General features: G+C 39.5%; 13 protein-coding genes and 1 tRNA gene. 6 read left to right on the top strand and 8 right to left on the bottom strand.

Annotation, left to right across the window (positions count from 1 at the left end; all coding sequences use genetic code 11):
* Window positions 1-87: 87 nt before the first annotated feature.
* Window positions 88-163, bottom strand: a tRNA-Ala gene (locus CWB65_RS10040).
* 166 nt (window positions 164-329) lie between these two features.
* Between CWB65_RS10040 and CWB65_RS10035 the strand changes: the two genes are divergently transcribed.
* The gene (locus tag CWB65_RS10035; protein WP_039037961.1) at window positions 330-725 is read left to right on the top strand and encodes a putative periplasmic lipoprotein; all 396 of its coding nucleotides are present in this window, start codon (window positions 330-332) and stop codon (window positions 723-725) included.
* A 2-nt stretch (window positions 726-727) separates the two neighbouring features.
* Window positions 728-1,228 carry a prolyl-tRNA synthetase associated domain-containing protein gene (locus CWB65_RS10030; RefSeq protein WP_008128252.1) on the top strand — a complete coding sequence of 167 codons (501 nt, stop codon included), beginning with the start codon at window positions 728-730 and terminating at the stop codon, window positions 1,226-1,228.
* On the opposite strand, the gene CWB65_RS10025 is transcribed toward CWB65_RS10030, so the two are convergent.
* Window positions 1,195-2,343, bottom strand: coding sequence for an MFS transporter (locus CWB65_RS10025; protein WP_008128254.1), 1,149 nt, complete (start codon window positions 2,341-2,343; stop codon window positions 1,195-1,197). The two genes, CWB65_RS10030 and CWB65_RS10025, sit on opposite strands and share 34 nt — an antisense overlap.
* Before the next feature lie 196 nt (window positions 2,344-2,539).
* Here CWB65_RS10025 and CWB65_RS10020 point away from each other — a divergent pair, with 196 nt between their 5' ends.
* The 4 genes from CWB65_RS10020 to CWB65_RS10005 all read left to right on the top strand — a co-directional run bounded on the left by CWB65_RS10020 (window position 2,540) and on the right by CWB65_RS10005 (window position 5,693).
* Window positions 2,540-3,079: a DUF2058 domain-containing protein gene (locus CWB65_RS10020; RefSeq protein WP_006791224.1), complete on the top strand. Its 540-nt coding sequence runs from the start codon at window positions 2,540-2,542 to the stop codon at window positions 3,077-3,079.
* A gap of 180 nt (window positions 3,080-3,259) precedes the next feature.
* On the top strand, window positions 3,260-3,583 hold the full coding sequence (locus CWB65_RS10015; protein ID WP_008128263.1) for a c-type cytochrome: 324 nt from the start codon (window positions 3,260-3,262) through the stop codon (window positions 3,581-3,583).
* A gap of 140 nt (window positions 3,584-3,723) precedes the next feature.
* Window positions 3,724-4,491 (top strand): class II aldolase/adducin family protein, encoded by a 768-nt coding sequence (locus CWB65_RS10010; protein WP_006791222.1) that lies wholly within the window; start codon window positions 3,724-3,726, stop codon window positions 4,489-4,491.
* Window positions 4,492-4,517: 26 nt separating this feature from the next.
* Window positions 4,518-5,693 (top strand): mandelate racemase/muconate lactonizing enzyme family protein, encoded by a 1,176-nt coding sequence (locus CWB65_RS10005; RefSeq protein WP_008128266.1) that lies wholly within the window; start codon window positions 4,518-4,520, stop codon window positions 5,691-5,693.
* Between the two features lie 72 nt (window positions 5,694-5,765).
* On the opposite strand, the gene CWB65_RS10000 is transcribed toward CWB65_RS10005, so the two are convergent.
* The 6 genes from CWB65_RS10000 to CWB65_RS09975 form a co-directional block, all read right to left on the bottom strand.
* Entirely contained in the window at window positions 5,766-6,134 is a 369-nt protein-coding gene (locus CWB65_RS10000; protein ID WP_008128270.1) for a hypothetical protein, read from the bottom strand.
* A gap of 51 nt (window positions 6,135-6,185) precedes the next feature.
* On the bottom strand, window positions 6,186-7,025 hold the full coding sequence (locus tag CWB65_RS09995) for an amidohydrolase family protein (RefSeq protein ID WP_008128271.1): 840 nt from the start codon (window positions 7,023-7,025) through the stop codon (window positions 6,186-6,188).
* Window positions 7,022-7,750 carry an SDR family NAD(P)-dependent oxidoreductase gene (locus CWB65_RS09990; RefSeq protein WP_008128273.1) on the bottom strand — a complete coding sequence of 243 codons (729 nt, stop codon included), beginning with the start codon at window positions 7,748-7,750 and terminating at the stop codon, window positions 7,022-7,024. Before CWB65_RS09990 ends, CWB65_RS09995 begins: the two co-directional genes overlap by 4 nt.
* Window positions 7,751-7,770: 20 nt before the next feature.
* A complete protein-coding gene (locus tag CWB65_RS09985; RefSeq protein ID WP_008128275.1) occupies window positions 7,771-8,259 on the bottom strand; it encodes an FKBP-type peptidyl-prolyl cis-trans isomerase in 489 nt (162 codons plus the stop codon).
* A gap of 66 nt (window positions 8,260-8,325) precedes the next feature.
* Entirely contained in the window at window positions 8,326-9,813 is a 1,488-nt protein-coding gene (locus CWB65_RS09980; RefSeq protein ID WP_033025226.1) for a LysM peptidoglycan-binding domain-containing protein, read from the bottom strand.
* A 55-nt stretch (window positions 9,814-9,868) separates the two neighbouring features.
* Window positions 9,869-10,891 carry an MBL fold metallo-hydrolase gene (locus CWB65_RS09975; protein ID WP_008128279.1) on the bottom strand — a complete coding sequence of 341 codons (1,023 nt, stop codon included), beginning with the start codon at window positions 10,889-10,891 and terminating at the stop codon, window positions 9,869-9,871.
* Window positions 10,892-10,924 lie beyond the last annotated feature (33 nt).

Raw genomic sequence — 10,924 nt, 5'->3', positions numbered from 1 at the left:
TAATAGAGATAAATGAAAAACAAAATAAAATGAATGAATTAGGGGGTTTTTGAAGTAAAGAATATATTTGAGAAAGGAGTAGGAAAGTGGTGGAGCTAAGCAGGATCGAACTGCTGACCTCCTGCGTGCAAGGCAGGCGCTCTCCCAGCTGAGCTATAGCCCCACATTCCTAGTTTATGCATAACATAAACGCTTGGCTGCTGAGTTCCAAGCGGGACGAACTTTAAGTTTTTTTATAAATTTGGTCAAGTATTTTTTCGCTAATTTTCACAGTTTAGATGAATTTTTGATAGACTCGGCTTAATTACTCATTAAAACGACAGAAAATAATGAAAAAAAGCGTTTTGGTACTGATGGTTTTACTTTCGGGTTGTGCATCAAATGAAGAGCCGCCTTTTGAAATAAACAACAAACAGTTTTTTGAAAAACAAGATGAGCAAGGAAATAATGTATTTGCTTATGTTGTATCAGTTAAAGCTAAGCACCGTGAGAACTTTAATCTCGATCGTGGACGTAATAACAGACCTTCTCGCAGTGAAGTTAAGGAATATATTGAGCAAGAACACTTTGAAGAGTCGAGTGTGTTAAAACTAAAACTAGAAGATCGGGCCGTTGAATTATTAAAGCAAGAGCTTACAACGCGTGAATACTGCGCTAATAATCATGAAATAACAGACGTTCTGTGGCGAGATCTAAGCGTGCAATTAAGAGGGCGTTGTTTGTAACTATGTTAGCGGACAAAACAAAATTAGAGGCGTGTTTAGCGCATTTAAATATTAATTACGATGTTATCGAACACCCACCTTTACATACTAGCTTAGCAGCGGATGAATTATTGCTTGAACGTCCAGGTACCCGTTTAAAAAATTTATTTTTGCGTGATAACGAAGGTAAACGTCATTTTTTAGTTATTACAGCTCATAATAAGCAGTTGGATCTAAAAGCGCTTTCAAAACAGCAAGGGTTGTCGCGTTTAGGGTTTGCTTCAAGCGAGCGTTTAGCAACCTATTTAAAAGTTGCGCCAGGGTGCGTATCAATGCTTGCGTTACTTAACGACAAACAAAATGCGGTAACAGTGTGGTTAGATCAAGATATTTGGTTTGGTGAGTTATTTCACTGCCACCCCTTTGAAAATACGCTGACATGGATTTTGAGTAAATCAGACCTAGAAACCTTTTTTAAGCATACGGGTCATCAACCGCGTGTCATGTTTTTACCGTCAAGATAAGCCCAGGTAATAAGAAAAAAGCCGCACAAACAAACAACAAGTAAGGTAAACATAAATGCTGTTTGTCCGTACTGTTGATAAACTAAACCCGGTAATAGCGAGCCACAAGCCCCGCCACTGTAATAAAACGAGACATACCCTCCGTTTGTGACGCTTGGTGGTGCTTTACTTATTTGATTGACCAGTGGAGCTGCGGTTGAATGAATAATAAACATAGCCGCACAAAATAGCGTGAATGCAGTTAAAAATACGCTTAGCTGGTGGCTTATTAGCGCAACAATACTAAGGCTATAAAAAATGAAAGTCGCTGCTAATACGTGCCAAGCGGAAGGTGCTTTTTTTAGTAGCCAAGGCGTCGCAATAGATGCCAAAGCACCAATTAAATAGCCGCTATAAACTAATCCAATATCACGGGTGTTGGTAATTAAAAATGTTTTTTGCAGTATAAAAGGCAAATAATTAAGTAAAGCAGCAAAACAAAAAAACATACAAAACACAGCGCTGTAAACTTTTAAAAGAGGGCCTTCCTTAAGTTGTTTGATGTAATCTAGAGGTGATTTTGGAGCATGGGTGCTAAGGTTGTTGAATTTCTGGGGCTTTATTAATATGGCTAAAAAAACAAGCATAAAAGCAATTAAGTAATAAAAGCTTTGCCAATGCCATAAGTCACTAAACAGTGCAGCAAGTACTCTTCCAAAGTAACCACCTGCAATACTGCTGCCTATATAAAGTGTCATATTTTTTTGAAGTGTATCAGCGCTAAAGCTTATCCCTATGAAACTGGTCATGGCGGTTAATGCTGCGGGAAGAGTAAGGCCTTGTAAAAACCTTACTAACAGCAAGAGCTCAAAACTAGGCACCCATATAAATAGCAAGCAGCTAAAGCTCAGTATTATCATTGCAATGCGAAGTATTTTTAAAGGATTCTGTTTAGCTAAAAACAAGCCGTATACTAATGGTGCAATAGCGAGTGGCAGCATGGTTGCCGTCATAAGGCTACCAGCAACGGCAGGCGATACATTATATTCACTCGCAAATAAGTTCAGTAACGGTTGAGGTGCATAAAGCACAAAAAATATAACAATGGAGCAAGCAAGTAGATGAATTAAGCGCATTATTTGGCTTATGAGTTAGCTAGTTGGCTACTTAATTGTATTGAAAGTTAACTCTAATTGATAATTAAAAGTACGATTATTGCTTTATATCATGCTTAGTATGAAGGAGTTTGTTAGATTAATACCAATAGCACTGTTATTTAAACGCGTTGATGATTAAAATGAGCGTAATATTAGTTTTTACTGGAACAATGCCATGGGTTCATTACAAGACCAATTGCTTCAAGCAGGGTTAACAACATCGCATAAAGCTAAAGTTGCTAAATCAGAAAAACGTAAGCAACAAAAAAAACAAAAAAAGGGGGCGACAAGTAACCCTAGTGATCTGCAAAAGCATATTCAACAAACTAAACTTGAGCAGCAGAAAAAAGCAGAAGAGCTTAACCAAGTTCGCCAAGTTAGCCTTAAACAGCGTGAGCAAGAAGCGCGCGTTAAACAAATTTTAGAGCACAACAACCAAGATGCTATTCGTGGTGAGCGAACCTTTAATTTTACTTACGACAAAAAAGTTAAAAGTATTGAAGTGAATGAAAACACTCAAAAAGCATTGTCGGGTGGTCGTTTAGCAATTTGTGTCCTAGAAGGGCAGTTTTATGTATTAGAAGACGAACCCGCTCGCAAGGTGGCTGAAGTTGACGAAAAATACATTGTTTTTCATGTTGAAGCTGAAAATAAACCAAAAGATGAAGACGATCCGTACGCAGATTTTGAAGTGCCAGACGATTTAGTATGGTAACAATCAGTTAAGCGTCTGCTCATATTTATTTGCTAAACTAATTATGAGCATAAAACGAGCTAGCAGTGTAGGATTAAGTTGATCGTCTAGCATCGTTTCTAACGTATGCTTTTTATTTGATTGTTGACTACAATCAATTGAACAGTTTTTTCTAACCGTCAAAAAAGAAGAGTAAATACAATGAGCAAGATGAAAACACTAATACTAGGCGCGGGCATTAGTTTAGCCGCAAGTTTCTCGTTTAATGCAGCTGCTGCCGATGGCGCCGCTCTTTACACTGCAAAAAATTGTCAAACCTGCCATGGTGCAGATGGTAAAGCACCAATTATGGGTATGTACCCTAAACTTAATGGCCAAAACAAAGATTACCTAGTTGCGCAAATGAAAGACATTAAGTCGGGTGCGCGTAATAATGGTATGTCTATGGCGATGAAAGCAATGGTTGCTACAGTAACAGACGAAGAGTTTGAAGCTATTGCAGACTACTTATCTAAAGTAAAATAACGCAAAGCAGTTATTCGCCCTTTAAAAACAGCCACACACGTGTGGCTGTTTTTGTTTGTTGATTGCTATAAAGAACAGAGTGTTTTAGACTTCTAAACATCTATTCGCACTTGTTATGTGTGTATTTTAAAAGGCTTACTATGTTTGATTTACCCCAACTCGATTTAAAAAATAAAGTATCTGCTCAAGAGTGGCAACTTCGTGTCGACCTTGCTGCCTGTTACCGGCTAGTGGATCACTTTCGCTGGGGAGATTTAATTTATACGCATTTATCAGCGCGTTTGCCGGGCACTGACCATTATCTTGTTAATGCTTTTGGATTAACATTTGACGAAGTAACCGCGTCAAACTTGGTTAAGGTAGACTTAAACGGGAATATAATCGACGACACTCCGTTTAGCATTAATCCTGCTGGTTTTACTATTCATAGTGCAATACACGAAGTAAGAGAAGATGCGCATTGCGTTATTCACCTGCACACCAAAGAAACCATTGCTGTGGCTACGCAAAAAAAGGGCTTATTACCATTGAGCCAGTATTCTATGTTTTCATTGCCGTCGCTTTCATATCACGGTTACGAAGGCCTTGCAGTTAATGATGATGAGCGCAAAGTCCTTCAGGATGATCTAGGCTCAACTAATCACATGTTATTAGTTAACCATGGTGGGTTAACCGTAGGCCCTACTGTAGGCGATGCGTTTATGCGTTTTTACGACTTACAGCGCGCCTGCGAAATACAATTAGCGCTGCAAGCTAGCTCGCAAGAGGTAATTCCCGTGCCTCAACCAATTATCGACAATATTTATAATCAAGCCAATGTGGTTCATAGCGGCAGCACCGGAGGCCAGCTTGCTTGGCCTGCTATGCTACGTAAAGCGTATCGGCTTGATCCCAGTTTTGCAAAATAACCTTAACAGGTTAATAAGGAATTTTTATGAAGGTAAATCGCGTAGAAGTATTTGATATTCATTGTCCAGCGCGCCCAGCATGGACACCTGTATTCGTTCGCATTCATACTGATGAAGGCATTAGTGGTGTGGGTGAGGCGGGTCTTGCTTATGATTTAGGTCATAGCGCAGCTGCCGCCATGATCAAAGAAATGGCAGATGCTTTTTTAATTGGGCACGACCCGTTTCAGACAGAAAAGCTATGGTCTCGCATGTTACGAGAAAGCTTTTGGGGTTTAGGTGGTGGACCCGTTGTGTACGCTGCAATGAGCGCAATTGATACTGCGCTTTGGGATATTAAAGGTAAGGCGCTTGGGTTACCGGTATATCAATTACTTGGTGGTAAGGTTAACGACAAGCTTCGTACTTATGCATCGCAACTGCAGTTTGACTGGGATAGCGAATTTAAAGCGCTCGTTCAGCCACAAGAATATGCAGAGGCAGCATTAAAAGCCATAGCTGAGGGTTACGATGCAGTAAAGGTAGATCCAATTCAATATGATAAAGACGGTAATACCTATTACGACCGAACTAATATTATTTCACGCCCAGAAATGAAGTTGTATCGCGCGCGTATGCAAGCTATTCGTGAAGCCGTGGGTGATGAAGTGGATATTATTTTTGAATGCCATAGTTTACCGGGTGCTACATCTGCTATTCAAATTGGTGAAATAGCCGAAGAATTTGATTGTATGTACTTTGAAGAGCCTGTGAACTACTTAAATCACTCATTGCATGCCAAAGTAGCAGATAAAGTTAATGTGCCAATTGCAGGTGGTGAGCGCTTGTATAACCGCTGGGGGGTTCGTCCTTATTTAGAAGATCAGAGTATTGACGTACTTCAGCCCGATATCGGTTTATGTGGTGGTTTTACTGAAACTAAAAAGGTATGCGATTACGCTGATATTTTTGATGTACGCATTCAGGCGCACGTATGTGGTGGGCCAGTTGCAACGGCTGCATCACTGCATTTAGAAACAGCTATTCCTAACTTTTTAATTCATGAGCATCACACGTACGCAATTAAAAAGTGGAACCGCGAGTTGTGTTTACAAGACCCACAACCTAAAAATGGTTTCTTTGAAGTATCTGAAGAGCCAGGTTTGGGTATTGAGCTAAACGATGAGATTGTAATGCGGTCGCAACGTGTAGAAATAAAATAATAACTAAGCTTGTTATTATAACAGCCGGTAAGTGACTATTCACTTACCGGCTTTTTATTAGCAGAATTAAGGTCATTCGTTAATTACGCACTCAACACCTTTGAGCTCTTGAGTTGCTTTGCTATCTACGTGCCGTATAAAGCATTGTTTGTTTTTTATCATCAGCTCAAATTGGTCGGGTGGATTAAGCTGATGACTTTTTATTATGTTATTTTCGTTTAAATTATTTAGCGTAACCACACTGTTTATTGTAAATACATCGTCATCTAACGTTATATTTTGCATATTCATAAGGGTATTGATTACTTTGTTAACTGCGCTTTGATTAGGCGCTAAAAGTAATGCATGTTGTAATTTTGGAGTGGGTTCAGCGTGTTGCGATACACAGCCACTTAATAAAGCGCACAAAGCTAAGCTCGAAATGAATAATGTGTTTTTCATAAAACCTACGCCATTTTAAGCATAATAAAATTTAAATATAACGACTTTTACTTACACTTGGTAGTAGTGCTTTGCATTTGCGTAGCTGAGCTTATGCCATAGGCTATGGCTATTACATAACGCATAATGCTGATGCCATAGGGCATTGTAATGCGTGTTTATTTGGCATACCGGAAAGTTACTAGCAAACATAATACGCTGCTCGCCAAAATGCTGTAAAAGCCACTTAAAGCAGGTTTCTTGTTGTGCTTGTGTCAGGTCTAATAATTCAAAGCCAGAAAACTTAATGGCAATATTGCTATATTGGGCAAGTAGTTCAACGCCTTTTTGCCAAGAGATCAAATCATCAGGCAACCCTGCATGGTTAAGAATAATTTGTAGGTGAGGTAATTGTTTTGCACAGTGAGCAATATGATTGGCCACACTAATATTGTGTAACTCAAATTGCGCTTCAAAATGCAATTTGTTTGCTGCTAATAAGTCAAGATTATGAATACAACGAGGGCTTTTTAGCCTTAATGCGTCATCCCCTTCGGTTATATCTCTAATACCACATAAGCTTGAATGAGCAAGCGCATTTAGTGCATTACTAAATTGCTCAGCAGGGGCATTTATTTGGTTAAAGCTAATGGCTTTAAATGGCATTTCACTTAAGTGCTTACTTAGCCAATTTAGCTCCTCAATTGGGGCTGAGTTATCAAAGCCTGCTTCTATGTGTACAAGGCCTTTTAATTTAAAGTCGGTACTGTTGGCAAGTTGTTGTGCGCTAATAGGCCGTTTTATTTTTTCTAAATTGGGCCACGCAGGAGGGTTACTTCCTTGTAGCCAAGTGTATTGACCATCAAGTAAATTAAAAAAATGAACATGCGGGTCAATTATATTTGTACTCATTGGGCTGTATAGCCGCCATCAATACTTTGTAAGCTGCCAGTAATAAAGCTTGCATCGTCACTTGCTAAAAAACTCACAAGAGCGGCTACTTCATCGGCTTGACCTAATCGGTTTAGCGGTTGAAGACTGGCTTCCTCTGCCACTATATCGGCTTTGTTTGCACCGCTTTTATCGCAGTAAGCGTCTATTGCGTTATGAAATAAAGGGGTTTCAATGGTGCCTGGACACACTGCATTAGCACGAATATTAAAGCGTGCATAATCAAGTGCCGTAGTTTTTGCCATTGAGGCGAGGGCATGTTTAGTGAGGTTGTAGGCAAATGAATTTTGCTTGGCAATTAATGCTTGGTCGGATGCTATTAATATAATAGAACCCGCATTATTTGCCTTCATCGTTGGGAGTACGCTTTGTACTGCCGCATAGGCGCCTTTTACATTAAGCGCAAATAGCGCATCGAGCGTTTGCTCATCAGTGCTTTCTATATTTGCGCTTAAGTGTTTTCCAGCATTAGAAACCAGTACGTCAATACGTTGAGATTGTTCATGTATCGTGTTTATCGAGCGGCGGACAGCCTCTACATCACTTACATCGCAATGATGAAAAACACCTACATCACTTGGTGTGATATCAAGGTTATGGACCTCATAGCCACTGGTTAGTAAGCGTTTTACTACCGCTAGGCCAATCCCTTTTGTACCACCTGTTACAATTGCAACTTTTGACATACTTGTTCCTTTTTCGCTAATTAGTGAGCGTGGCCACAACCGCCTTCAGCGTGAACATGGCCATGCGAAATCTCTTCGCTGGTTGCTTCGCGTACCGATACAACTTCAACATCAAATGTCAGAGTTTTACCTGCAAATGGGTGATTTAGGTCACAATCGGCATTAAAACGACCAACTTTAACAATAGTCACTTGATGACGGCCTTGGTTAGATTGAACCATTGCGGTCATACCTGGTTTCCACACTTTAACATCGCCTTGTAAATGCTTTAGTGGAATGCGTTGAATTAAGTCATCAACTCGCTCACCATAAGATTCACTCGGTTCAAGTGTTACACTAAATTTATCGCCGGCACTTTTATCTTCAAGGGCTTTTTCTAAACCCGCAAGCATACCTTCGCTACCATGGATGTAGCTAAGTGGTGCATCATTTACACTACTTTCAATTTTCTCACCCGCTTCACTGAGTGTGTAGTGAAACTCTACTGCCGAATTTTTACTAATTTGCATGCTGATCTCTTTCAATAATAACTATGTTAGGGCGTGATTTTACGCGAAATAGATTGGTTTATAAACTTAACGTGGTTGATTTAGTGTTTTTTGCAGATCAAGCAGTAGGTCTTTTTTGATTGGCTTGGCTTTAGGTTTTTCAGCTTGAGGAATAAAAAGTACTAGCTGACTGCCGGGCTTTAAAATACTTGAGGCTGATAATTTATTCCACTTAGCTAAATCGCTATGTGGTACGTCGTAAAGTTGGCTAATGCTCCACAGGCTATCTCCAGTTTTTACGGTGTAGTCGATTTCTATTGTTGGGATGACAATATCTTCTTGAGGTTCTAGATAAGGGCTTATTTTGTAATCTATGGTTAAAGAGCTTGGTAAGGTTTTGGGTTGCCCAACCAATAACTTTTCGCCTATACCAATAAAGTTATTGGCTTTGTTATTAAGCTGTTTAAGCGCTTTGACCGACATACTATAACGCTTTGCAATGCCATAAAGTGTATCGTTTTGCTTTACTATGTATTCACCAGCAAAGTTAGATTTAAAAAACTGACTTTTTAAAAGTGCCTCTTGGCCTATTGGCAGTAGTAAGGTATGTGGTCCGTTTGGCGAACTTTGATTTTTTAAATACCCTTGGTTAATTGCATGTAACTGCTTTGAGCCAATTCCAGACAGCTTAGCAATAACTGAAAAATCGAATTGCTGACCTATATTCATTTGTGTGGTGAGTGGTTTATAAGCAAGTTTTGGTTGCTTCATGCCTTTTTGTGGATGCTTAACTAAATAACTTAAAGCGAGTAATTTTGGTACGTAATCAGCAGTTTCTTTTGGCAAGCTTAGCGACCAAAAGTCAGTGCTTTTTCCTCGTTTTGTATTTTTCTCTATGGCCCGCTTTACGCGTCCTTCACCGCTATTGTAGGCGGCTAATGCATGTAGCCAGTTACCATTAAAGCGTTTATGTAAATAACTCAGATAATCCAGCGCGGCATCGGTTGAAGCAAGTACATCTTGGCGTCCGTCGTACCATTGATCTGACTTTATACCAAAGTGATACGCAGTTGCACCGACAAGTTGCCATACGCCAACAGCTTGCTGCGATGAGGCAGCTGTAGGTCTAAAGTCACTTTCCACAAAAGGCAGTAACGCTATTTCCATAGGGAGGTTTCTTTGCTCTATTTTTTTTACAATGTGGTATAAATAGGGTGCTGCACGCTTACTTACCGTGGTTAGGTATTTAGGCTGTTTTAGATACCACTTAATGCGTTTTTTTAAAGCCCGATTTTGATAAACCGTAAAGTGTAAGTTGTTAGCAATGTGCACCCATAAATCAGTCGTTTTTGGTGGGCGCTTTTTTACGACTCTATTTTTAACCTTTAGTGGCGTGCTTTGTTCTTCAATAAGCAGTGCTTGTTGCTTTTGGGGTATCGGTTCATCTACGTTTTGGTGATTAGCGTAATCAGGCTCAAAATGAGTAAATATTTGAGGTGCCTCAGCCTGCTTTTGCTCAGTTGATTCACAACCAAACAAAAAAAGTACTAAAAAGCATAATATCAAACTGCGCATAGTGATCACTTGAATAAATTCCTTTTATTATTTTAACACAATCCGTTGTGTTGGGTTATTGTGAGCTTTTAGCGCGATTGAGTCCTGCTTGTAAAAAAAACTGGCTCGACTTTTGGTTTAGTGTGTCTTGTTGATAAGGAGCGAGCACATTTTGTGGAAAAGATTCTATGAGTGCTTCAGTTGTTAGGTTTTGATTACTTTTGACGTGTTCAGTCAGGGCATTTAAAAATGCCAGTGGTTGCTTTAGTTGTTGTTTATTTAGAGTATCACCATGGCCTGGTATAATGAGTGATAGCTTTTCATTACTTATGTATTGTTTAAGCAACGTTTGCCAGCTTTTAAGTTCACCGTGGCCTGGGTAAGGCAGCCAATCAACAATATCACCACCAATTAACGTGCTCCCATTGTTTGTAGTAATGGTTAAATCACCCGTAGTATGCGCTTTGTGTGGTGTGATATTTATTTCAAAGTTCCCTAAATTAAGCGTTTTACTTACTGCTAATGCTATTTTTGGTGGATTAAGCTTATATTCGCGCCAGCGAAAAAGTCGTGCTTTAGCCAGTTCTAGCTTTTCTCGCCATGCTGTTTGTTCTTCTTTGGGAATTGAAGCTAAACGCTGATAACTCAGTTCAATGCTTTTTTCATAGCTGTCGAGTTTATTGATGTAGGCTTTTTGATAGGTTTTAAAATCAGCGCTCACTTGCTGGTGGGTAATGAGTTTAGCGTTTGGATAGTAGTGTTGAACCACCGCCATGCCCAGTAAGTGATCGTCGTGATAATGAGTTGCAACTAAATAACAAAGAGGCGTTTTAAGACGTTTTTTTAGTTCAACAACTAGTTGTTCAACACCGGCAAAATTCCCGCTGGTATCAACAAGTAGGGCGCATTCAGCGCCTTCAATCAAAACTTGGTTTGAGTCGTAAAAGCGTAAATCGTCCTGTTGTTTTAAAAATTGGATATTGTTATTAATAGTTTGCCAGCTAATAGCTGCATTTGAATTGGCTGTGGCAAAAAGTAAACCTATCATCAGGAGTGTATATTTTAACGATGAGTGAATAGTGAGTAAGGAGTACTTCATTTGCGATCTCTTGCAGGCCATTTATTACCCTAA

The sequence above is a fragment of the Pseudoalteromonas sp. S554 genome, assembly GCF_005930865.1.
Lineage (GTDB): Bacteria > Pseudomonadota > Gammaproteobacteria > Enterobacterales > Alteromonadaceae > Pseudoalteromonas > Pseudoalteromonas marina.
This window is presented reverse-complemented; position numbering and strand designations above follow the sequence as displayed.

Excerpts from the sequence above, each read along its gene's own strand:
- CWB65_RS10035 (WP_039037961.1), top strand. The coding sequence starts at position 330 with ATGAAAAAAAGCGTTTTGGTACTGATGGTTTTACTTTCGGGTTGTGCA.
- CWB65_RS10030 (WP_008128252.1), top strand. The coding sequence starts at position 728 with ATGTTAGCGGACAAAACAAAATTAGAGGCGTGTTTAGCGCATTTAAAT.
- CWB65_RS10025 (WP_008128254.1), bottom strand. The coding sequence starts at position 2,343 with ATGCGCTTAATTCATCTACTTGCTTGCTCCATTGTTATATTTTTTGTG.
- CWB65_RS10020 (WP_006791224.1), top strand. The coding sequence starts at position 2,540 with ATGGGTTCATTACAAGACCAATTGCTTCAAGCAGGGTTAACAACATCG.
- CWB65_RS10015 (WP_008128263.1), top strand. The coding sequence starts at position 3,260 with ATGAGCAAGATGAAAACACTAATACTAGGCGCGGGCATTAGTTTAGCC.
- CWB65_RS10010 (WP_006791222.1), top strand. The coding sequence starts at position 3,724 with ATGTTTGATTTACCCCAACTCGATTTAAAAAATAAAGTATCTGCTCAA.
- CWB65_RS10005 (WP_008128266.1), top strand. The coding sequence starts at position 4,518 with ATGAAGGTAAATCGCGTAGAAGTATTTGATATTCATTGTCCAGCGCGC.
- CWB65_RS10000 (WP_008128270.1), bottom strand. The coding sequence starts at position 6,134 with ATGAAAAACACATTATTCATTTCGAGCTTAGCTTTGTGCGCTTTATTA.
- CWB65_RS09995 (WP_008128271.1), bottom strand. The coding sequence starts at position 7,025 with ATGAGTACAAATATAATTGACCCGCATGTTCATTTTTTTAATTTACTT.
- CWB65_RS09990 (WP_008128273.1), bottom strand. The coding sequence starts at position 7,750 with ATGTCAAAAGTTGCAATTGTAACAGGTGGTACAAAAGGGATTGGCCTA.
- CWB65_RS09985 (WP_008128275.1), bottom strand. The coding sequence starts at position 8,259 with ATGCAAATTAGTAAAAATTCGGCAGTAGAGTTTCACTACACACTCAGT.
- CWB65_RS09980 (WP_033025226.1), bottom strand. The coding sequence starts at position 9,813 with ATGCGCAGTTTGATATTATGCTTTTTAGTACTTTTTTTGTTTGGTTGT.
- CWB65_RS09975 (WP_008128279.1), bottom strand. The coding sequence starts at position 10,891 with ATGAAGTACTCCTTACTCACTATTCACTCATCGTTAAAATATACACTC.